Here is a 22102-nt window from a genome sequence, read left to right as displayed (position 1 = left end):
TGGCGAACCGGCGGTGATGGGTCGTTGCCCGTCACCGCCGGTCTCTGCCGAGCGGGGGTCGGCGAGAGACGGGAACACGAGTGCTGCTGGTAGTTCTGCTTCTGGTCCTGGTGGCCGCCGCGACGTTGGTGGCCGCCGTGCTCGGGGCGGGGTCCGGCTTCGCGTGGATCTCGGTCCTGGCGAGCGCCCTCGGGGCGGCTCTGCTGGTCGTCGACCGGATCAGGGCCCGTCGGGGCGGGGCGAGACCCGCCAGGGGCGGACGGCACCGAACCGGGCAGCGGCCCGGTGCTCCGGGACCGGAGCCGGCGCAGGAGCGCAGCAACGCGGCGGAGGCGGCCGATCAGGACGCCGAGGTCGTGGTGATCGACGAACGTCCGCGCTACCACGTGCGGACCTGCGAGTGGCTCGGCGAGGCCGAGACGCTGTCGCTGAAGCTGGGTGAGGCGCGGGAACTGGGGTTCACCCCGTGCGCCCGGTGCGCGCCCAACGCGACCATCGCGGTGGAGTCCCGCCGGAGCCGGTGAAAACCACTGGCGCGATCCCGGTACTCTGATAGGACCAGGCGTTGATCCGGCCATCACCGGGGAGCCTCCGGAAGAACGGGTGCTCGCGGGCGCCTCAGTAGAACCGGACGGGTCCGGCCCGTCACAGCCGGCAACGAGTGGCCGTCGGCGTTCCTGCCGTCGGCAAGCGGGGTGGTACCGCGGTGCCCGGCGCGTCCGGGAGTCGTCCCCGTCCGAGAATTGGGCGGCAACGACTCAGTGCTAGGAGCACTCCGCGATGGCATACCCCAAGGTTTCCTTCGGCGCGTCCGACGAGCGCGGCGTGGCGGCCCAGCCCGCGTTCCCGGCGATCGAACGCCAGGTGCTGGACTTCTGGGCCGACGACAAGACCTTCCGCGCCTCCATCGACGCGCGCGAGGCGGGTCACAACGGCTCGAACGAGTACGTCTTCTACGACGGTCCTCCGTTCGCCAACGGCCTGCCGCACTACGGCCACCTGCTGACCGGCTACGTCAAGGACGCGGTCCCGCGCTACCAGACGATGCGCGGCAAGCGCGTCGAGCGCCGGTTCGGCTGGGACACCCACGGCCTGCCCGCCGAGGTCGAGGCGGAGAAGCAGCTGGGCATCACCTCCAAGGCCGAGATCGACAGCATGGGCATCGCCGCGTTCAACGAGGCGTGCAAGACCTCGGTGCTGCGCTACACCGCGGAGTGGGAGGACTACGTCACCCGCCAGGCGCGCTGGGTGGACTTCGAGAACGACTACAAGACGCTCGACCTGGACTACATGGAAAGCGTCATGTGGGCGTTCAAGACCCTGTGGGACAAGGGTCTGGTCTACGAGGGCTACCGGGTGCTCTGGTACTGCTGGCGCTGCGAGACGCCGCTGTCGAACACCGAGACCCGCATGGACGACGGCTACCGGCCGCGCCAGGACCCGGCGGTGACGGTCGGCCTGCGGCTGACCGCGCCGGGTTCGGAGCTCGACGGGGCGCTGGCGCTGGTGTGGACGACGACCCCGTGGACGCTGCCGTCGAACCTGGCGGCCGCGGTGCACCCGGACGTCGACTACGCGCTGGTCGCGCCCGCGCAGGGCACCGAGCGCTACCTGCTGGCCGAGGCGCGGCTGTCGGCCTACGCCCGCGAGCTGGGCGAGGACGTCGCCGACCGCGTGGTGGCCCGCTACAAGGGCTCGGACCTTCTGGGCACCCGCTACCAGCCGCCGTTCGACTTCTTCGCGGGTCGCGAGAACGCGCACCAGGTGCTGGCCGCGGACTACGTCACGACCGACGACGGCACCGGGATCGTGCACATCGCACCGGCTTTCGGTGAGGACGACAAGCTCGTCACCGACGCCGCCGACATCGTCCCGGTCGTGCCGGTCGACGCGCACGGCCGCTTCACCGCCGAGGTGCCGCCGTACGAGGGCATGCAGGTCTTCGACGCGAACAAGCACATCGCCCGCGATCTCAAGGACCGCGGTCTGCTGCTGCGCCACGAGACCTACGACCACCAGTACCCGCACTGCTGGCGCTGCGACAACGCGCTGATCCAGCGGGCGGTGTCGTCCTGGTTCGTGGCCGTGAGCCAGTTCAAGGACCGGATGGTCGAGCTGAACAAGCAGATCAACTGGGTTCCTTCGCACATCCGCGACGGCCAGTTCGGCAAGTGGCTGGAGAACGCCCGCGACTGGAACATCTCGCGGAACCGGTACTGGGGTTCGCCGATCCCGGTGTGGTGCTCGGACGACCCGGAGTACCCGCGCACGGACGTCTACGGCTCGCTGGACGAGCTCGAACGCGACTTCGGGGTGCGGCCGACGAACCTGCACCGCCCGGAGATCGACGAGCTGACCCGGCCGAACCCGGACGACCCGACCGGCAAGTCCACGATGCGCCGGGTGCCGGAGGTGCTGGACTGCTGGTTCGAGTCGGGTTCGATGCCGTTCGCGCAGGTCCACTACCCGATGGAGAACGCGGAGTGGTTCGAGCACCACTTCCCGGGTGACTTCATCGTGGAGTACCACGGCCAGACCCGCGGCTGGTTCTACACGCTGCACGTGCTGGCGACGGCGCTGTTCGACCGGCCGGCGTTCAGCAACGTGGTGGCGCACGGCATCGTGCTGGGTCACGACGGTCTGAAGATGTCGAAGTCCAAGAAGAACTACCCGGACGTCAACGAGGTCTTCGACCGCGACGGTTCCGACGCGATGCGCTGGTTCCTGATGTCGAGCCCGATCCTGCGGGGTGGCGACCTGGTCGTCACCGAGCGGGGCATCCGGGACGCGGTGCGCCAGGCGGTGCTGCCGCTGTGGAACTCGTGGTACTTCCTGGCGCTGTACGCCAACGCCGAGGGCGTGAGCGGTGAGTTCCGCACCGACAGCGCGCACGTGCTGGACCGGTACGTGCTGGCCAAGACCCACGAGCTGGTCGGCGACGTGCAGGCGTCGATGGACGCGCTGGACCTGGCGACCGCGACCGCGAACGTGCGGGAGTTCCTGGAGGTGCTGACGAACTGGTACGTCCGCCGCTCCCGGGACCGGTTCTGGGCGGGCGACAAGGACGCGATCGACACCCTGCACACGGTGCTGGAGGTGACCTGCCGGGTGGTGGCGCCGCTGCTGCCGCTGACCGCCGAGGCGGTCTGGCGCGGGCTCACCGGCGGTCGTTCGGTGCACTTGGCGGACTGGCCGCTGGTCGACGAGCTGCCCGCGGACGCGGCGCTGGTCTCGGCGATGGACCAGGTCCGCCAGGTCTGCTCCTCGGCGCTGGCGCTGCGCAAGGGCAACAAGCTGCGGGTCCGGCTGCCGCTGTCCTCGCTGGTGGTGGCCACGCCGGAGGCCGAGGCGCTGCGCCCGTTCGCGGACCTGATCAGCGACGAGGTCAACGTCAAGGGTCTGGAGCTGAGCACCGACGTGGCGGCCCACGGCCGCTTCGAGATCGCGGTGAACGCCCGCGCGGCCGGTCCGCGGCTGGGCAAGGACGTCCAGAAGGTGATCAAGGCCGTCAAGTCCGGTGATTGGGAGCGGCGCGGGTCCACTGTGGTCGCCGCAGGCATCGAGCTGCAGGACGGCGAGTTCACCGAGCGGCTGGTCTCGACGGACTCGGGCGCGGCGGCGGCCCTGCCGGACGGCGACGGCCTCGTCGTGCTCAACACGGAGGTCACCCCGGAGCTCGCAGCCGAGGGCCTGGCCCGAGACGTCGTACGAGTGATCCAGAACGCCCGCAAGGACGCCGGTTTCGAGGTCTCGGACCGCATCGAGGTCACCGTCGAGGCCCCGGACGAGGTCGCTGCTGCAGTGGCGACCCACCGCGACTTCATCGCAGGCGAGACCCTCGCGGACGAGATCACCACGGGAACCGCGGACGACTGCGTGACGGGGACCGTCGGCGACAACGTCGAGATCAAGGTCTCGGTCACTCGCGTCTGAGGACTCGACTACGGCAGAGGGCCCTTCGGACTTCGTCCGAAGGGCCCTCTGCGGTTGGGCTTGTGGTCCTTCTGCTGGGGTGCGGAGTGCCAATTTCATACGAAATTGCCCGCGTTGACGACGTGAGTTGCGTTGAGTGGTAGGCAATTTCGTACGAAATTGGCACTGCCTGGCGAAACGTACCCGTAGGTGGTCCTTTTTAAGGACAAGACGCCTGGGGCGGCATCCCACAAAGCGGAACCCCCTTGCCAACTCCCGAGACACCCCGCTAATCTCCCCACCTGAAGGTCATGAGTGCCAGCGCGAAGCCCCGGCTTGCTGGCCGGCAACCCTCCAACCGCGGTGGGGTGCCCCGGGTGAGGACCTGGCCGGTCGCGCGGTGCGGCTCGGCAAGCGCGGGCCCGCCGAGGGCCCTTGAGGCCCCGGGAGGGTCGCGATGTCTTCAGCCGTCATCGATGTTCCGAGCCAGTCCGTCGCCGTGCCCGGCGTGGTCGGAGCGGGATTGCGGGTCCCGCTGGTCACCGGCGGCACCGCGCACTACGCCAACCTCGATCACGCGGCGAGCGCTCCGTGCCTGTCGGCGGTGCGGGACGCGGTCGACGAGCTGCTCCCGTACTACGCCAGCGTCCACCGGGGAGCCGGGTTCGCCTCCCAGGTCTGCACCCGCGTCTACGAGGGCGCGCGGCAGGTCCTGCTGGACTTCGTCGGCGCACGTCAGGGCGATGAGGTCGTGTTCACCCGCAACACCACGGACGCCCTGAACCTGCTGGCCTCGGCGGTGCCGCGCGGCACGTCGGTGGTCGTGTTCGACACCGTCCACCACGCGGCCCTGCTGCCCTGGCGCAACGTGCGCCGGATCCCGGCTCCCGAGAGCCCCGCCGACGCCGTCGCCGCCCTGGACGCGGCGCTGGCGGAGTGCCCGGAGGGGCCGCGGCTGGCGGTGCTCACCGGGGCCTGCAACGTGACCGGTGAGCTGTGGCCGGTCGCCGAGCTGGCCCGCGTCGCCCGCCGCCGGGGCGCCCGGACGGTGCTGGACGCCGCGCAGCTCGCGCCGCACCGGCCGGTCCGGCTCGCCGAGCTCGACGTCGACTACGCGGCCCTGTCCGGCCACAAGCTCTACGCGCCGTTCGGCGCGGGCGCCCTGATCGGCCGCGCCGACTGGCTCAACGCCGCCGATCCCCACCTGGCCGGGGGAGGCGCGACGCGCGCGGTCAACGAGCGCGCGGTCAGCTGGACCACCGGGCCCGAGCGGCACGAGGCGGGCTCGCCGAACACCGTCGGCGTGCACGCGCTGGCCACGGCCTGCCGGACGTTCACCTCCCGCTGGGAGGGCGTCGTCGAGCACGAGTCGGCGTTGCTGCGGCGGCTGCGCGCCGGGCTGGCCGAGGTCCCGGGCCTGCGCGAGCTGAGCCTGTTCGGGCCGGAGCACGACCGGGTCGGCGTCGTCAGCTTCACCGTCGACGGCCAGGACCCGGGCCTGCTGGCCGCAGCCCTGTCGGCGGAGCACGCCATCGGTGTCCGCGACGGCCTGTTCTGCGCCCACCTCGGCACCCGGAACCTGCTGAGCAGGGCGGGCTCGGACGCGGAGCGGGCGCTGCGCGTGAGCCTCGGCCTGGGCACCACGACCGAGCACGTCGACCGCCTCGTCGCGGCGCTGAAGTCGCTGGTCGGCGACGGTCCTGCGGCGCAGTACCGGAAGGTCGAGGGCCGCTGGGAGCCCGTCGAGGACGCGCGCCCGCTGCCGCCGTTCCTGCTGTGAGGTCCGACTGGCGGTCCTGGTGCTCGGCCGGTCGCCGGGGTCGGGGACAATGGCGGGGTGAGCACCGAGAACCCCCCTCCTGAGCAGGCGGCCTCCTCGTCGGAGGACGCCGAGACGACCCCGGCCTCGGACGCCCCGAAGGGCGGGTCCGGGAAGCTGCTGGCGCTGCTGTTCGGCGTGGCCTCGGCGGGGCTGGTCCTGGACGTGATCACCAAGATCATCGTGGTCGCCCACCTGGAGGGCAACGCGCCGCTGAAGGTGCTCGGCGGCCTGTTCTACCTGGACGTCCTGCGCAACCCCGGTGCCGCGTTCTCGATGGCCACCGGCCTGACCTGGCTGCTGGCGCTGCTGGCGATCGCCGTGGTCGGCGTGATCGTGTGGCTGGCGCCGAAGCTGCGCTCGCCGGGCTGGGCCGTGGGCCTCGGCCTGGTGCTCGGTGGTGCTTGCGGCAACCTCGGCGACCGGCTGTTCCGCGCGCCCGGTCCGCTGCAGGGCCACGTGGTGGACTTCCTGTCGTTCCTGGCCCCCGGCGGCCAGGTGTTCCCGGTGTTCAACGTCGCCGACAGCTGCATCACCTGCGGCGGCATCCTCGTGGTGCTGCTGTCGCTGCTGGGGCGCGACTACGACGGCACCGTCCACCGCAAGCAGAAGAAGGCCGACCGGTCGTGAGCGAACTCCGAACCCTCCCGGTGCCCGAGGGCTTGGACGGCATGCGGATCGACGCCGGTCTGTCCAAGCTGCTGGGCCTGTCCCGCAACGCCGTCGCCGGGCTCGCCGAGGCCGGTGACGTGCTGGTCGACGGCGCTCCCGCGGGCAAGTCCGACCGCCTCATGGCCGGGTCCTGGCTGGAGGTGACCCTGCCCGCGGCCGAGCAGCCGATCCAGGTGGTCGCCGTGCCGGTCGAGGGCATGAAGATCCTGCACCAGGACGACGACATCGTCGTGATCGACAAGCCGATCGGCGTCGCCGTGCACCCCAGCCCCGGCTGGGAGGGTCCGACCGTCGTCGGCGGCCTGGCCGCGGCGGGCGTGCAGATCGCGACCTCGGGCGCCGCCGAGCGCCAGGGCGTCGTGCACCGCCTCGACGCGGGCACCACCGGGGTGATGGTGGTGGCCAAGAGCGAGCACGCCTACACGGTGCTCAAGCGCGCGTTCAAGGAGCGCACGGTCGAGAAGCGCTACCACGCGGTCGTGCAGGGCCTGCCGGATCCGAGCCGAGGCACCATCGACGCCCCGATCGACCGGCATCCGCGCCACGACTACAAGTTCGCCGTGGTCACCGGCGGCAAGCCGAGCATCACGCACTACGAGGTGGTGGAGGCGTTCCGCGCCGCGTCGCTGATCGACGTGAAGCTGGAAACCGGTCGCACGCACCAGATCCGGGTGCACTTCTCGGCGATCAAGCACCCGTGCGTCGGCGACCTCACCTACGGCGCCGACCCGGTGCTGGCGCGACGCCTGGCCATCAGCCGCCAGTGGCTGCACGCCCGGAGCCTGTCCTTCGAACACCCCTCGGGCGGCTGGGTTTCGTTCGAGAGCGAGTACCCGGATGACCTGCAGCACGCACTGGACGAATTGCGCGATCAGGACGAGTAGGGACTGGTTCGTGGTTGCTTTGCTCAGCGGTGCGGGTGGCGGAACCTGAGCGCCTCCGTGGACTCCGTGCGCCGCTCCTTGAGTATGTGAATACGCGGCGTCACGGCGTACTCGCCACGAAGGCGCTCAGAACCCGCGGCGGTGCAGGTTGCTCGGGTGGTGGAAGAGAATGCGGCTTCGCCGCATGTTTCCACTGCTGGACCGGGTACCGTGGTGATCGGATCGGCGCGCGACGAAGGGGGTCCGGTGGCACAGCAGGAGTTTCAGGGTTCGGACGCACCGACCCCACCACGCGGCATGCCGGTCATCGACCCGCAGGCCGATCTGGACACCCCGCCGGAGGGGCTGCACAGCCTCGGCGACGTGATCAGCGCTCAGGACGTCGGCCCGGCCACGCCCTCGGTCATCGGCGAGCCCGAACCCGAGCGCCCGCGCGACGACGCGGGGGACTGGCCGACCCTGCAGTACCGCCGCAGGCAGCGCGACGAGAAGCCGCGGCGCAACCCGCTGGACTTCTTCCGCCGCGATTCCTAGAGACCCGTGATGTCCCAGAGCAGGGTTCGCTGCTGATCTCCCGGCTGCGGGGTCCAGCGGACCGCCGAGAGCTCCGTGGACTCGGGCAGCACGTAGATCGTGTGGCCGCCCGCGGTTTCGCCGGGTTGCACGCCCATCCGGTGCGGCGGGCGGGACGACATCGACACCGGGGCCTTGGTCACCGGAGCGCCGTCCTTGGTGATCAGCTCCAGGTACATGTCGGGCAGCGACGAGAACGGGACCTGCCCGTGGTTGGTCAGCTCGGTGTGCACCACGACCGAGCGCTCACCCTCCTGCAGCTCGTGACCGGCGGCGGTGAACAGGAAGTCGGCCGGGTCGACGACCTCGATGAGCTGGATGCTGATCCGCTCGCCCGACACGCCGTGCACGTCCAGCTTGGTGCCGATCGTGCTCGTGCCGGCCGGCGGCTGGGCCGGGACGGGCGCGGGCTGGTCGCCGCGCGCCCACGCGGCCGATCCGGGCGGACCCCAGGTGCTCATCGGCGGCTGCGGTGCGACGGGAGGCTGCGGCATCGGCGGCGGGCCCGGTACGGGCGCGGGACCGGACACCGGCCCCTGGTGCGGGCCCGGCACGGGGTGGGGGCCGGATGCGGGGTAGGGACCGGACATCGGGTGCGGGCCGCTGTAACCGGCGGTCGGGTGGGGGCCGCTCGCGGCGTTCTGCGCGGCCCACTGCTGCGCGACGGCGACGGCGTTGCGGATGCCCTGCTGGTCGCACTCGACGCCGACCACCAGCGGTAGTCCGGTCGTGGACAGCGCCGCGAGCCGCGCGGCGACCTCGCGCACGTCCATGCCGAGCCGGCCGGCGATGTCCGGGACCGCCGCCCGGCCCACCTCTGCGACGGCGCTCAGGAGTCGCACGTCCACGGGATCAGGGCCAGTCACGTCGTGCCACGCTACCCGGTCGCCCTGACGTGCGGGGCGCAGGCGCGGGTTCTCGACAAGGGTAGGAACGCGAGGTTCGTCGGGTTTGCGCTGAGAGCGCCTTCAGTCCCGTGTGACAAGCCGGTGTGAACGGTGTTCACTGGATTGCGAGGGGACCGCCCGCCACGATCGCGAAGGAACTCCATGCCCACCACTGAGGCGCACGCCGAACCCGTTGCCTTCGACGCCGATTTCGTCGCGAACCTGCACGACCGCTACGGCGAGATCCGTTCCGCGACACCGGTTCAGCGGATGCTCACCCCGCACGGACTCCCGGTGTGGACGATCACCCGCTACGACGACGTCAAGGCCGCGCTGACCGATCCGCGCCTGGCCAAGGACTTCCGCCGCAGCCGCGAGGTCATCGTCGCCAAGACCGGCGGCAACGGCCGCCCGTTCAACGACGACCTCAACGAGCAGATGCTCAACCTCGACCCGCCGGACCACACCCGGCTGCGCAAGCTGGTGGTCAAGGCCTTCACCGCCCGCCGCATCGAGGCGCTGCGCCCCCGGGTCGAGGAGATCACCGCTGGCCTGCTCGACGCGGTGGCCGGATCCGACGAGATCGACCTGCTCGACGCCCTGGCGTTCCCGCTGCCGATCCAGGTGATCTGCGAGCTGTTGGGCGTGGACGAGAGCCGCCGCGACGACTTCCGCCGGTGGACCAACACGCTGCTCGACGCCTCCGACGACGAGTCGCGCGGCGAGGCAGCCTCGGCCATGGGCGCCTACCTGATCGAGCTCGTCGCCACCAAGCGGCAGCACCCGGGCGACGACCTGCTCACGGCGTTGATCGAGGTGTCCGAGGACGAGGACCGGCTCAGCGAGCCGGAGCTGATCTCGATGGTGTTCCTGCTGCTGGTGGCCGGGCACGAGACGACCGTGAACCTGATCGGCAACGGGATGCTGGCCCTGCTGCGCAACCCCGGCCAGTGGGCGGAGCTGGTGGCCGACCCGCGGCTGGTGACCGGCGTGGTCGAGGAGGCGCTGCGCTTCGACGGTCCCGTCATGCACGGCACCTTCCGGCACACCACCGACGCGGTCACCTTCGGCGACGTGGAGATCCCGGCGGGCGAGATCGTGTGGGTCGGGCTGGCCTCGGCCAACCACGACCCGGAGAAGTTCCCGGAGCCGGAGAAGTTCGACATCCACCGCGACACCCAGGGGCACGTGTCGTTCGGCCACGGCATCCACTTCTGCCTCGGCGCCCAGCTGGCCCGCATGGAGGCCCAGATCGCGGTGCGCCAGCTCGCCGAGCGGTTCCCGGACCTCAGCGCGGGCGGGGCGCTCGACGACGTCGAGTGGCGCTTCTCGACCCTGATCCACGGCCTGCAGCGGCTCCCGGTCCGGTTGGGCTGACCCCGAGCACCAGGATTTCAACGGAAGTCGGGTCCCCGATTTCAACGGAAGTCGGGGACCTGGTTTCCATTGAAATCGGATCTGCGGGGAATCGGCGAAACGCCCGGCGCGGGTCGGTGCGGGCGAGGTTTACTGGAACCACGTCTCGTGGATGGGGGTTCCATGACAGCGCACACCGACCCGGTGCCGTTCGACTCGGCGTTCGCGCAGAACCTGCACGCCCGCTACGCGGAACTGCGGGAGGCCGGTCCGGTGCACCGGCTGGTCAACGAGAGCGGGCTCCCCGTGTGGGTGGTGACCCGCTACGACGAGGCCCGCGCGCTGCTCGCCGATCCGCGTCTGGGAAAGGACGCGCAGACCATCTTCCGGCTGGTCATGGACCGCTTCGCACCTGACTCCGAGCAGCCGGGGTCGGATGACGGCCGGTTCGCCGGGGCCGGGTTCGACATGCACATGCTCAACATGGACCCGCCGGACCACACCCGGTTGCGCAAGCTGGTGGTCAAGGCCTTCACCGCCCGCCGCATCGAGGCGCTGCGCCCGCGGATCGAGGAGATCACCGAGGAACTGCTGTCGGCGATGGCCGACCAGTCCGAAGTGGACTTCCTGGACGCCTTCGCGTTCCCGCTGCCGATCCGCGTGATCTGCGAGCTGCTGGGCGTGGACGAGAGCCGCCGCGACGACTTCCGGCTCTGGACCAACCGGCTGCTCGACGACCTCGACGCCGAGGCCTCGGTGCAGGCCGCGAGCGAGATGGCGCAGTACCTCGCCGAACTCCTGGCGACCAAGCGCGAGCACCCGGGCGACGACCTGCTCACGGCGTTGATCGAGGTGTCCGAGGACGAGGACCGGCTCAGCGAGGCCGAGCTGATCTCGATGGTGTTCCTGCTGCTGGTGGCCGGGCACGAGACCACGGTGAACCTGATCGGCAACGGGGTCCTGGCGCTGCTGACCCACCCGGACCAGTTCGCCCGGCTGCGCGCCGACCCGGGCCTGGTGGACGCGGCCGTGGAGGAGATGCTGCGGTTCGACGGGCCGCTCATGCACACCACGTTCCGCTTCACCACCGAACCGATCACCGTCGGCGGCACCGAGATCCCGGCCGGCGAGTTCGTGTGGGCGGGCCTGGCCGCGGCCGACCGCGACTCGCGGCGCTTCCCCGAAGGCGATGCCTTCGACATCACCCGGGACACCCAGGGCCACCTGGCTTTCGGCCACGGCATCCACTTCTGCCTCGGCGCCCCGCTGGCCCGGATGGAAGCCCAGGTCGCGCTCCGCGGTCTCCTCGCGCACTTCCCCGGCCTCGAACTGGCCACCGCGCCGGAGGACCTGACCCGCCGCAACTCCAGCCTCATCCACGGCCTGCAGTCGCTGCCGGTGCGCCCCTCGGGTTCCTGAGGGGCGCACCGGGTCAGCGGAGGGCGATGATCGTGTACGGGCCGACGTCGCGTTGGACGAAGGCGGGGGAGTCGAACACCGCGCGGTCGAAGTAGACGTAGTAGTCGCGCACGTTCGGGTTCTGCGGGAACGCGTCCCCCTTGAGCTGCAGCGCGAGATCGCCCTCGTGCTCCGGCGGGGTCTCGACCTGGGAGTACCGGCTCCGCGGGTTGTCGAGGACGAACACCGTGGGGCTCTTGAACTCCGAGTCCCGCAGCATCCGCAGCAGCTCGTCGGGGCTCTTGGCCTTCGCCCAGCGCTGGACCTCGGCGCTGCGCCCGTCGTAGTCGGCCAGCGGGTTGGCGTAGTGCGGGGTCTCCTGCTGAAAACCCCAGTACGGCTGGAAGGACATCACCTTGTAGTCGGTGCTGAGCAGCACGTTCTGGTCGGCCGGGCGGCCGGTGAGCGAGGAGATCGCGCGGATCTCGTCGTCGAACCAGGAGCCGCGCTGCTGCGGGTCCTTCTGCCCCTTGGCGTTGTCACCGGTCGGGTAGTAGTCGGTGTAGGCCTGCTCGGTGTAGCCCAGCAGCTTCTCGTTGATCGCCTGCTGGCTGATGCTCACCGCGCCGACCAGGCTCAGCGCGCAGGCGACGAGCGTGATCTGGACGCCGTAGCGCGGGTCGACCTTGTGGCGCAGGTAGCCGATGAGCTCCAGCAGCCCGAGCACGCCGGCGAGCGGCAGGACCAGGTCCAGGACGACGTTGAGCCGGAAGGCCAGCAGCGTCGTCTTGGCCAGCAGGGCCAGCGTGGACAGCGCGAACCAGCCGTAGATGGCCAGCACGAGCACGAACATCGCCGCCGCGATCCGGCTGTGCCGGAAGCGCAGCAGCAGCCACACGAATCCCACCAGGCACAGCGCGCCGAACGCGGAGGCCTGGGTCATCGGCACCGGCAGGAACGCGCCGTCCTCCGGCAGGTAGTGCTGGGCGGCGCTGCGCGGGTTGTCCAGCAGGAACTTCGTGGAGATCAGGTAGGGCAGCCACACCAGCAGCGCGATGACCAGGCTGACCAGCCCGATCGGCAGGAGGCGCAGGAACAGGCCCTTGAGCACCGGGACCACGCGGGCACCGCGCCGGACCTGGTCCACGCCGGTGATCAGCGCCATCAGCATGATCATCGCCACGGCGAAGCCGAAGTGCAGGGTGTAGGTGATCGCGGCGAACCCGACGTAGCCGCCGATGCACAGCAGCGTCCAGCGCGGCGCGCCGTCGGCCTGCCGCAGAGCGGTCCAGGCCAGCACCGCGACCGGGACCAGCCACGCGGCCGACGGCCACGCGTAGGGCTCGACGATGCCGTGCAGCATGCCGGACAGGGCGGTCACCACCGCGGCCAGCAGGGCGAGCCTGCGGCGCAGCACCACGCTCCAGAGCGTGAACGCCACGACCGTGGTCACCGCGACCCAGCACAGCGCGTAGAGCTTGTAGGCGGCCCAGCCCTCCCAGCCCAGGAGGTTCGCGAACCGGCCGCCGAGCCAGAACCAGCCGCTGGGGTAGTAGGGCGCGGTGTCGGCGTAGTTCATGTCCGACAGGCTCAGCGCGGAGGCCATCCGCGTCATGAGCTGCATGCGGAAGCCGTTGTCGGTGGAGGAACCGCCGTAGTAGAAGCGCGTCGACTGCAGCGGGATCGCCAGCGACAGCGTGCTGAAGGCGCTCAGCGCCACCCAGGTCGCGATCACCTTGCCCCAGCGGCCGATGCGCGCGGCGCGGTAGCCGAAGGCCAGCAGCACGAACAGCGCGGCCAGCACCAGCGTGCTGGACAGCATCGTGAGGGCTTCGGGCGCGTAGCTGGGTTCGCTGATGCTCAACCGCGCGGCGGCGAACTGCAGCACCATGCTCACCACGACGGCAACCGCGGAACCGCCCAGGAGCTCGGCTACCGTGGTGCGCAACGGGAGCCGAACGGCCGAGGCCTGCCGCGGCTCGTCGATCGGGCTCGGTCCGGTCAACTGGGGAGACGGCAGGATTCCCACCACTTCACTCGTCCTTCGGCGTAGCCGACATGAGGGCTCGCGCAGAATAGTTGATGTGCGACCCGTGCCCGCCCGGCGGGTGAGGGGGACGGGTGCGAGGAAACGCTATGGTGGCCGGAAAATTTCGCAGGCCGGACCGGTGGCGGCGAACGCGAGGAGGAGGTCGGCGGGTGTCCGACAGCCCAGTGGACGGCAACCCAGTGGACGGCGGCCCAGTGCACGGAAGCACCGTGGATGGCGAGGTGGCGGACGGCGGGCCGGAGCGCGACGCGACGACGCGCGCCCTCCCGGAGCGGATCGAGCCCGAGGACGCCCCGCTGTTCCCGGTCCTGGCCCCGCCGCGGCCGAAGGTCGTGGTCAAGGCGGACCTGCTCCCGGCGATCAGCGCGATCTCGCTCATCGCGTTGCTGGGGTTGCCGGTGGGATGGGTGTGGTCGCGGCTGGCGCCGCCGCAGGAGAGCGTGCTGGGCCAGGGCGGCTCGGTGACACCGCTGCTGGTGGAGAGCTACCACGAGTTCGACGGCATCGCGATCTTCTCGCTGCTGGCCTTCGCGACGGGTCTGCTCACGGCGGCGGTGCTGTGGCGGCTGCGCGGCAGGCGCGGCCCGGTGCTGCTCATCGGCGCGGTGCTGGGATCGCTGGTGGCGTCCTGGCTGGGGATCCAGATGGGCGGCTCGTTCGCCTCCGGCCTGTACCCGATGCCGCCGAACCCGCAGCTCGGCGACCTGATCACCATCGCCCCGGAGATCACCACGAAGTGGGTGCTGGTCGCGATGCCCCTCGCCCTCTCCCTCGGCTACGGCATCGCCACGTCCTGGAACGGCTTCGACGACCTCGGCCGACGCCTCAGGTGAGCCGCCCCCCGGCAGCGGACGGTTTTTCCTCGAATCAACCCGATAAAACGGACTTCGATCATGGGTGATTCGAGGAAGAACCGTCACCTGGGGCGCAGCGAGGCGGTGACCCGGTCCAGGGCCGCCGGGGTCACCGCGTTCGGGATGCCCTGATCCGCGGCGGCGACGAAGACCACCGAGCTGCGGCCGTCGCTGTTGGTGGCGACCACCGAGACCGCGACGGTCCTCGCGTCGCATCCCGTCGGGGCGGGCAGGGTGACCTGGGCGTTGACGCGAGCGGCCGGGACTCCGCCGGTGAGCGTCAGCGGTTCGGGCGGGGATTGCTCGACCGCCGGGGCGTGGCCGCCGCGGGTGAAGGCGTGGCCGATGAACGTCGCGGCCGTCTCGGACGCGACCGCGTTGTTGTCCGGTCCGAGCCGGGCGCCGGCCCCGGTCATCGCGCGGAAGCTGTTGTCGTCCCCCGGGCAGAAACCGCGCTGCCGGTGCGCGACCCCGGTGAGCCCGATGGCGTCCCCCGGCGGCCCGACCGCGTGCACGGCGTCGGGGTTCGGGTCGCGCTCCCAGTCCTGCGGCACGTCGTAGACGGCCTGCCGCTTCGGGACGTCCACCACCTGCCAGCCGGGCACCAGCGGCGTCGCCCCGGACGAGGTCGCCGGGGCGGCGACCGGCTCCGGCGGCACGTCCTGCCCCCGGAACCCGACGACGACCACCGCGGCCATCGCGCCGAGCAGCACGACCGCGCCCAGCACGACCGCGGTGATCAGCCGCCCCCGCCGCTTCGGGCGCGGCGGCTCGGGCTGCGGGAACGCGCCGAAGCCCCGGTGCTGCCGCTGCGGACCCCGGGGGTCGCCAGGTGAGGACATGCGCCGATCCTAGATCGGCAGCACCCCCTACCGACCCCTGCTGGGTCCTGCTCCAGGAGCGCGACGAGTCCGCAGCAGCTCTCAGTTCAAGCTGGGCTGCTGGGCGAACTCCGCGAGCGGGGCGGGGACCGCGCGCAGTTCGCGGAGGAACTCGGCTTCGCGGAGCAGCAGCTTGCGGACGTTGCGCAGCCGGATCAGCGGGTCGGTCTCGGCGAGCAGGTCCTGCCGGTCCTCGGTGGTGAGCACGCAGTCGTCGGCCAGCAGGTAGGACAGGTCCCCGGTGTCGGCGTCCTCGCCGGGGACCTCGCGCGGGCCGTTGCGCATCCCGGAGGCGTGGTAGCGCTGGTGCGCGTCGCGGGCCGCGGCGGTCAGCCGCTCCCGGCGTCCGGGGCTGTCGGGTTCCGGGGCGGTGTCGGGCAGCCACTGCACGCGGGCCAGCAGGTAGGGGGCGGACTCGCGGTCGATCTGCAGCAGCCGGAACCGCCGCTCGCCGAAGGCGGTGACGTCGTAGCGGCCGCCGGGCAGCTGGCGGGCCTGGTCGAGCACCGCCGTGCAGCCGACGTCGTACATCGAGTCGACGTTGTCCTCGCCGACCTCCCACCCCTGCCGGATGGTGACCACGCCGAACCGGCGGTCGGGCACGTCCTCGTTGAGCAGGTCCTGCACGAGCTCGCGGTAGCGCGGCTCGAAGATGTGCAGCGGGAGGTGCCCTCCCGGGAACAGCACGGACCCCAGGGGGAACAAAGGCAACGTGTCCAACACGTCCCCAAAACTACTCAAGAAAGCGCTTCGGGACTCGTTCTGCCTCAGCTCGGCGGCCGGAAGACCGCGAACGGGTCCGTGACCTGCAGGTCTCGCGAGGTGAAGCGGAACAGCGCGGGCGGCCTGCCGCCGGAGCGCCCGGCCGGGACGGTGCGGCCGGTGGCCTCCAGGACGCCGCGCCGGGACAGCACGCGCTGCAGGTTCGTGGCCGCCACCTGGTAGCCGAGGGCGCCCGAGTAGATGCCGCGCAGCTCGGAGACGGTGAACTCGGCGGGCGCCAGCGCGAACCCGATGTTGGTGTAGGAGAGCTTGGCGCGCAGCCGGTCTCGCGCGGCGAGCACGATCTCCTCGTGGTCGAAGGCGGTCGCGGGCAGGTCGTCGACCGGGAACCAGCGGGTGTCGGCGGGGACCTCCGGGTCGACGTCGGCGGGCACCAGGCACAGGAACGCGGTGCCCACGACGCGCCGGTCGGGGACCCGGCCGGGCGCGCTGAACACCGACAGCTGCTCGACGTGGGAGAGCTTGTGCACGTCGACCTTCTCGGCGAGCTGCCGCCGGATCGATTCCTCGACGTCCTCGTCGGGCGCGAGCCATCCGCGGGGGAGCGACCAGCGGTGCAGGGCAGGCTCCTTGGCGCGCTGCCAGAGCATCACCTGCAGCCGCTCGTCGCGGATCTGCAGGACTCCGGCGAGCACTTCGTGGCCCGCGTCTCTGCCGTCGGCCGCGGCTCCGGTGTTACGATGTGGCACGTTTTCGATTCTAAGGCGAAAACCTCGGGGCCGTTGATCCGGGGTGGAAAGCGGGCCTCCGGAACGTCTCGGGGCCCGACGAGGAGGACGAGATGGCGACTGCGACGTGGCAGCGGACCGATGCCGGCTTCACCGGCGTCGAGGCCGACGCCGCCTGGGCCGAGGAGGTCCGGCGGCTCGCCGAGGAGCGCGACGCCGTGCTGCTGGCGCACAACTACCAGCTGCCGGAGATCCAGGACGTCGCCCACCACACCGGTGACTCGCTGGCGCTGAGCCGGATCGCGGCCAACAGCGACGCGAGCACGATCGTCTTCTGCGGCGTGCACTTCATGGCCGAGACCGCCAAGATCCTCGGCCCGGACAAGACGGTGCTCATCCCGGACGAGCGGGCGGGCTGCTCGCTGGCCGACTCGATCACCGCCGAGCAGCTGCGCGCCTGGAAGGCCGAGCACCCGGGCGCGGTCGTGGTCTCCTACGTCAACACCACCGCCGAGGTGAAGGCCGAGACCGACATCTGCTGCACCTCCTCCAACGCGGTGGACGTCGTGCGCTCGATCCCCGAGGACCGCGAGGTGCTGTTCTGCCCGGACCAGTTCCTGGGCGCGCACGTCAAGCGCGAGACCGGCCGGGAGAACCTGCACATCTGGGCCGGTGAGTGCCACGTGCACGCCGGGATCAACGGGCCCGAGCTGGCCGAGCGCGCCGCCGCCTCGCCGGAGGCGGACCTGTTCATCCACCCCGAGTGCGGCTGCGCGACCTCCGCGCTCTACCTCGCGGGCGAGGGGACCGTGGAGCCGGAGCGGGTGAAGATCCTCTCGACCGGCGACATGCTCACCGCCGCCAAGGAGACCGGCGCGAGGTCGGTGCTGGTGGCCACCGAGGTCGGGATGCTGCACCAGCTGCGGCAGGCCGCCCCGGAGATCGACTTCCGCGCGGTGAACGACCGCGCCTCCTGCCGGTACATGAAGATGATCACCCCGGCGGCGCTGCTGCGCTGCCTGCGCGAGGGCGCCGACGAGGTGCACGTGCCCACCGACGTCGCCGACCGCGCCCGCGCCTCGGTGGAGCGGATGATCGCCATCGGCAAGCCCGGCGGTGGCGAGTGACCTGGGAGGCCGGGGCCGACCTGCTGGTCGTCGGCACCGGCGTGGCCGGGCTGACCGCCGCGCTGCGCGCCCGCGAGGCCGGGCTGCGGGTGCTGGTGGTGAGCAAGGACTCGGTGTCGGCGGGCAACACCGGCTGGGCGCAGGGCGGCATCGCCGTGGTCCGGCCCGACGAGCTCGATCCCGGCGACAGCCTGCACAAGCACGTCGAGGACACGCTGACCGCCGGGGTCGGCCTGTGCGCGCCGGAGGCGGTGCGCGAGATCCTCGCCGACGGCGCGGAGGCCATCGGCCGGTTGCGCGCGGCGGGGGCCGAGTTCGACCGCGCGGCCCGCGCCGGGTCTGACGCCGTCGGCGGCGCCCTGGCGCGCACCCGGGAGGGCGGTCACCAGGCGTTCCGCGTGATCCACGCGGGCGGGGACGCCACCGGAGCCGAGGTGCAGCGGGCGCTGGTCGCGGCGGTGCGCGGCGGCGGCATCCCGGTGCTGGAGGAGCACTGCGTGGTCGAGCTGCTGCGCGGTGAGGGCGGCGCGATCGCCGGTGCGCTGGCGATGGATTCGCGCAGCCGCCCCGGTGTGCTGCACGCGCCCGCGGTGCTGCTGGCCACGGGTGGTCTGGGGCAGCTCTACGCGGCGACGACGAACCCGGAGGTGTCCACGGCGGACGGTGTCGCGCTGGCGCTGCGGGCCGGTGCGGGCGTGGCGGACCTGGAGTTCGTGCAGTTCCACCCGACCGTCCTCTACGCGGCGGGGGAGGCGCGCGGTCGGCGTCCGCTGGTGACAGAGGCGGTGCGCGGCGAGGGCGCGGTGCTTCTCGACGTGCGCGGGGATCGCGTGATGGACGGGGTGCACCCGCTGGGCGATCTGGCGCCGCGCGACGTGGTGTCGGCGGCGATCACCCGCCGCGCCGCCGAGACGGGCGCCGAGCACGTGTTCCTGGACGCCACCGGGATTCCCGGTTTCGCCGAGCGCTTCCCGACGGTGCACGCGTCGTGCCGCGAGGCGGGGATCGATCCGCGCTCCGAGCCGATCCCGGTGGCCAGCGCGGCGCACTACTCGTGCGGCGGCGTGGTGTCCGATGTGGACGGGCGCACGGCGGTGACCGGTCTGTACGCGGCGGGCGAGGTCGCTTGCACCGGCTTGCACGGCGCGAACCGGCTGGCCTCCAACAGCCTGCTGGAGGGCCTGGTCGTGGGCGGCAGGGCAGCGTCGGCGGTGGCCAAGGACCTCGGTCGCGGCCTGCTGTCGCGCTCGTCGGTGGGTGAGGTCGAGCCGCCCGCGTTCGCGGTGGTGGAGCGAGATCTGCTGCAGCGCACCATGAGCCGGCACGCGGGCATCGGGCGCAGCGAGGACGGCATGGCCGAGGCGAGCGCGGTGCTGGACCGGAACTCGGTGGTGCGTCCGCTGCGGACGCGCCAGGCGGTCGAGGACGCGTCGCTGACGCTGACCGCTCAAGCTCTGCTGGCCGCGGCGCGGCTGCGCGAGGAATCGCGAGGATGCCACCGCCGCACGGATTTCCCGGAGACCGACGACCTGCGCTGGCGGCGCAGCGCGGTGCTCCGGCTGGACGCCTCGGGGTGGCTGTTCCACGCCGGGACGGGGATTGCGAGGACAGCGGCATGACCTTCGACTTCGACGGGGCTCGCGAGATCGTCCGCACGGCCCTGGCCGAGGACCTGCGCTACGGCCCGGACGCCACCACCGAGGCCACGGTGCCCGGCGGCGCGATCGCCGAAGCGGGCTTCAACACGCGCGAAGCCGGTGTGCTCGCGGGACTTCCGCTGGTCCGGCTGGTCCTCGACGAGGTGCTGGGCGCCGACTCCTACCAGGTCCTCGACGAGCGAACCGACGGCGACCGCCTCGCTCCGGGTGACTGCGCGCTGCGGGTGAAGGCCCCGGTCCGGGGTCTGCTCACCGCCGAGCGCACGGCGCTGAACCTGGTGACGCACCTGTCCGGCATCGCCACCGCGACCTCGCGCTGGGTCGACGCCGTGGACGGCACGGGCTGTCGGATCCGGGACAGCCGCAAGACCCTCCCGGGCCTGCGCGACCTGCAGAAGTACGCGGTCCGCTGCGGTGGCGGCGTGAACCACCGGATGGCGCTGGGCGACGCGATCCTGATCAAGGACAACCACGTGGTCGCCGCGGGTTCTGCCGCCGCCGCGGTCCGCGCCTGCCGCGCGCACGCCCCGGATCTCCCGATGGAGGTCGAGGTCGGCGACCTCGACGAGCTCGAAGAGGTCCTCGCGGAGGACGTCTCCCTGGTCCTGCTGGACAACTTCACCCCGGACCAGTGCGCCGAGGCGGTCTCCCGCACCCGAACCACCTCTCCGGGCACGGAGCTCGAAGCCTCCGGCGGCCTCACCCTCGACGTCGCCCGGGCCTACGCCGACACCGGAGTCCACTACCTCGCGGTGGGCGCTCTCACCCACTCCTCCCCATCCCTCGACCTCGGCCTCGACATGTGACCCGAAAGCGTCACGCGGCCTCTCCGGCCTGCTACGACTCGCGCGGGTGCCCGGAGTCGCCGGGCAGCGCCGGTGGTCCGGCATGATCGGGCGGCGATGGGGAGGTGCGTGGTGAATTCGGTGGTCTTGAACGGTGCGTCGACGGCGCGGCGCCCCACCGGGCCGGTGCTGGGGCTGCTGGTGGTCGTCGTCTGCCTGCTGGTGGGGCCCGCGGTGGTGACGCTGGCGCTGGTGCCGGTGTTCGGCGTGTCGCCGATGGCCCTGGTGGGCGGGCCGATGGCGATCGGGACCCAGATGGTGCTGCTGCTGGGTTTCCTGGGAGCGAGCGGCCTGCTCGCCGTCTGGGTGCTGGCCAAGGAGAGACGTCCGCTGGCGAGCCTGGGGTTCTTCCCGGCCACCCGGATCGGCGCGCACCTGGGGTTCGGCGCCGGTGCCGCCGTGGTGCTGCTGGTGATCCCCGTGGTCGTGAACCTCGCCGCCGGCCAGTACCTGGTCGGGCCGGTCCGGTTCGCGCAGGCGGGTGCCGTGCTGCTCGCGCTGGTCGGGTTCGCCGTTCAGGCGTGCACGGAGGAGGTCCTCAACCGCGGCTACCTGCTGCAGACCGCCTACCGGAAGTGGGGGCTCACCGCGGCGCTCGTGTTCCAGGCGGTGGTCTTCGCGTTGCTGCACGGCGCCAACTTCCAGGTCGGCGTGCTGCCGCTGGTCAACATCCTGCTGATCGGGCTGACGCTCGGGATGTGGGCTGTGGCGGAGGGATCGCTGTGGGGCGTGTGCGCGTTCCACGTGGTGTGGAACTGGTGTCAGGGCAACGTGGCCGGGATCGAGGTGTCCGGGATGGACATCCAGGCCACGCTGCTGAGCCTCGACCCGCTCCCGGGCGCCGCCGCCCTCCTCACCGGCGGCGCCTTCGGCATCGAGGGCAGCCTCGTCACCACGGCCGCCCTCCTCACCACGACGGTCCTGGCCTACCGAGCCCTTCAGAAACGCCGGTTGGTGAGCACCGGGACCGCCTGACGGGCTCCTTCGACCGAGGTGGGGTCGATGTCGACGATCCTGACCTCGGGTTCGGCGCCGAGCTGGGCGTGGACCAGGCCGAGCGGGGTGGCGACGAGGCTGTGGCCGACGCCGGTCGGGGCCTTGCCGGAGGGTTCGCGGCCGATACTGCGCGGGTCCCCCTGGCCGCAGGCCACGATCCAGGAGGTGGAGTCCAGCGCGCGGGCGCGCACCAGCAGCTCCCACTGCTCGACCTTGCCCTCGCCGGAACCCCACGAGGCTGGCGTGACGATCACCGATGCGCCCTCGTCGGCGAGCTTCTGGAACAGGCCGGGGAACCGGACGTCGTAGCAGGTGGTGAAGCCGACACCGACGCCGTCGAGGGTCACCACGACCGGCTTCGAGCCGGGGGCGACGGTGCGGGATTCGGCGAAGCCGAACGCGTCGAACAGGTGGATCTTGTCGTAGGAGGTGTCCAGCCCGCGGCCGGTGATGAGCAGCGTGTTGGTGACCCGGCCGTCGTCGGCGGGGGTGAACATCCCGGCGACCACGGCGATGCCGGCCTCGTCGGCGAGGCGGCGGACCTCCGTCGCCCACGGCCCGTCGAGCGGCTCGGCCAGCGGCCCCAGCTTCACGCCGAAGCAGGCCATCGCGGCCTCCGGGAACACCGCGAGATCGGCGCCCTCCTCCGCGGCCTGCCGGATGCCATCGGCGATCAGCTCCAGGTTCGCCTCCGGCTCCGGACCCGACACGATCTGGCACAACGCGATCCGCATAACCA

General features: G+C 71.7%; 19 protein-coding genes and 1 riboswitch. Of the genes, 13 read left to right on the top strand and 6 right to left on the bottom strand.

The annotated features are described in order from the left end of the window. The first annotated feature begins 80 nt into the window (after positions 1–80). From QFW96_RS06950 to QFW96_RS06925, 6 genes are all read left to right on the top strand, one after another. The gene (locus QFW96_RS06950) at positions 81–524 is read left to right on the top strand and encodes a hypothetical protein (RefSeq protein WP_281454722.1); all 444 of its coding nucleotides are present in this window, start codon (positions 81–83) and stop codon (positions 522–524) included. A 256-nt stretch (positions 525–780) separates the two neighbouring features. Then, positions 781–3933 carry an isoleucine--tRNA ligase gene (gene ileS / locus QFW96_RS06945; protein WP_281454721.1) on the top strand — a complete coding sequence of 1051 codons (3153 nt, stop codon included), beginning with the start codon at positions 781–783 and terminating at the stop codon, positions 3931–3933. Positions 3934–4219: 286 nt separating this feature from the next. Further along, positions 4220–4335: riboswitch (SAM riboswitch) on the top strand. Positions 4336–4369: 34 nt separating this feature from the next. Then, positions 4370–5692: an aminotransferase class V-fold PLP-dependent enzyme gene (locus tag QFW96_RS06940; RefSeq protein ID WP_281454720.1), complete on the top strand. Its 1323-nt coding sequence runs from the start codon at positions 4370–4372 to the stop codon at positions 5690–5692. Between the two features lie 57 nt (positions 5693–5749). Continuing rightward, positions 5750–6361, top strand: coding sequence for a signal peptidase II (gene lspA, locus QFW96_RS06935; protein WP_281454719.1), 612 nt, complete (start codon positions 5750–5752; stop codon positions 6359–6361). A 41-nt stretch (positions 6362–6402) separates the two neighbouring features. Then, positions 6403–7287 carry an RluA family pseudouridine synthase gene (locus QFW96_RS06930; RefSeq protein ID WP_281455153.1) on the top strand — a complete coding sequence of 295 codons (885 nt, stop codon included), beginning with the start codon at positions 6403–6405 and terminating at the stop codon, positions 7285–7287. Positions 7288–7533: 246 nt separating this feature from the next. Next, positions 7534–7821, top strand: a complete 288-nt coding sequence (locus QFW96_RS06925) for a hypothetical protein (RefSeq protein ID WP_281454718.1) — start codon at positions 7534–7536, stop codon at positions 7819–7821. On the opposite strand, the gene QFW96_RS06920 is transcribed toward QFW96_RS06925, so the two are convergent. Further along, positions 7818–8726, bottom strand: coding sequence for an AsnC family protein (locus tag QFW96_RS06920; protein WP_281454717.1), 909 nt, complete (start codon positions 8724–8726; stop codon positions 7818–7820). The genes QFW96_RS06925 and QFW96_RS06920 overlap by 4 nt on opposite strands. A 183-nt stretch (positions 8727–8909) precedes the next feature. Between QFW96_RS06920 and QFW96_RS06915 the strand changes: the two genes are divergently transcribed. Beyond that, entirely contained in the window at positions 8910–10124 is a 1215-nt protein-coding gene (locus tag QFW96_RS06915) for a cytochrome P450 family protein (RefSeq protein WP_281454716.1), read from the top strand. A gap of 162 nt (positions 10125–10286) precedes the next feature. Beyond that, positions 10287–11522, top strand: a complete 1236-nt coding sequence (locus QFW96_RS06910) for a cytochrome P450 family protein (RefSeq protein ID WP_281454715.1) — start codon at positions 10287–10289, stop codon at positions 11520–11522. Between the two features lie 13 nt (positions 11523–11535). Here the strand turns inward: QFW96_RS06910 and QFW96_RS06905 are convergent, their stop codons facing one another. Beyond that, complete coding sequence (locus QFW96_RS06905; protein ID WP_281454714.1) at positions 11536–13506, bottom strand: arabinofuranosyltransferase; 1971 nt, start codon at positions 13504–13506, stop codon at positions 11536–11538. A 254-nt stretch (positions 13507–13760) separates the two neighbouring features. On the opposite strand from QFW96_RS06905, the gene QFW96_RS06900 reads away from it, so the two are divergent. Beyond that, a complete protein-coding gene (locus QFW96_RS06900; protein WP_281454713.1) occupies positions 13761–14384 on the top strand; it encodes a DUF2567 domain-containing protein in 624 nt (207 codons plus the stop codon). Between the two features lie 83 nt (positions 14385–14467). Here the strand turns inward: QFW96_RS06900 and QFW96_RS06895 are convergent, their stop codons facing one another. From QFW96_RS06895 to QFW96_RS06885, 3 genes are all read right to left on the bottom strand, one after another. Further along, complete coding sequence (locus tag QFW96_RS06895) at positions 14468–15247, bottom strand: DUF8017 domain-containing protein (protein WP_281454712.1); 780 nt, start codon at positions 15245–15247, stop codon at positions 14468–14470. 81 nt (positions 15248–15328) lie between these two features. After that, positions 15329–16009 carry an LON peptidase substrate-binding domain-containing protein gene (locus tag QFW96_RS06890; RefSeq protein ID WP_406689160.1) on the bottom strand — a complete coding sequence of 227 codons (681 nt, stop codon included), beginning with the start codon at positions 16007–16009 and terminating at the stop codon, positions 15329–15331. A 44-nt stretch (positions 16010–16053) separates the two neighbouring features. Next, positions 16054–16704, bottom strand: coding sequence for an NUDIX hydrolase (locus QFW96_RS06885; protein WP_281455151.1), 651 nt, complete (start codon positions 16702–16704; stop codon positions 16054–16056). 146 nt (positions 16705–16850) lie between these two features. On the opposite strand from QFW96_RS06885, the gene nadA reads away from it, so the two are divergent. The 4 genes from nadA (at position 16851) to QFW96_RS06865 (ending at position 21342) form a co-directional block, all read left to right on the top strand. Beyond that, positions 16851–17864 carry a quinolinate synthase NadA gene (nadA, locus tag QFW96_RS06880; RefSeq protein ID WP_281454711.1) on the top strand — a complete coding sequence of 338 codons (1014 nt, stop codon included), beginning with the start codon at positions 16851–16853 and terminating at the stop codon, positions 17862–17864. Continuing rightward, positions 17861–19483 (top strand): L-aspartate oxidase, encoded by a 1623-nt coding sequence (locus QFW96_RS06875; RefSeq protein ID WP_281454710.1) that lies wholly within the window; start codon positions 17861–17863, stop codon positions 19481–19483. Before nadA ends, QFW96_RS06875 begins: the two co-directional genes overlap by 4 nt. Then, positions 19480–20328, top strand: coding sequence for a carboxylating nicotinate-nucleotide diphosphorylase (nadC, locus tag QFW96_RS06870; protein ID WP_281454709.1), 849 nt, complete (start codon positions 19480–19482; stop codon positions 20326–20328). The genes QFW96_RS06875 and nadC overlap by 4 nt, the downstream gene beginning before the upstream one ends. Before the next feature lie 120 nt (positions 20329–20448). Then, a complete protein-coding gene (locus QFW96_RS06865) occupies positions 20449–21342 on the top strand; it encodes a CPBP family intramembrane glutamic endopeptidase (RefSeq protein ID WP_281454708.1) in 894 nt (297 codons plus the stop codon). Here the strand turns inward: QFW96_RS06865 and QFW96_RS06860 are convergent. Beyond that, a complete protein-coding gene (locus QFW96_RS06860; protein ID WP_281454707.1) occupies positions 21306–22097 on the bottom strand; it encodes a carbon-nitrogen hydrolase family protein in 792 nt (263 codons plus the stop codon). The two genes, QFW96_RS06865 and QFW96_RS06860, sit on opposite strands and share 37 nt — an antisense overlap. Positions 22098–22102 lie beyond the last annotated feature (5 nt).

The organism is Saccharopolyspora ipomoeae (assembly GCF_029952525.1).
GTDB lineage: Bacteria > Actinomycetota > Actinomycetes > Mycobacteriales > Pseudonocardiaceae > Saccharopolyspora > Saccharopolyspora ipomoeae.
Note: the sequence above shows the minus strand (reverse complement) of the source record. Positions and strands in the feature narration are given on the sequence as shown.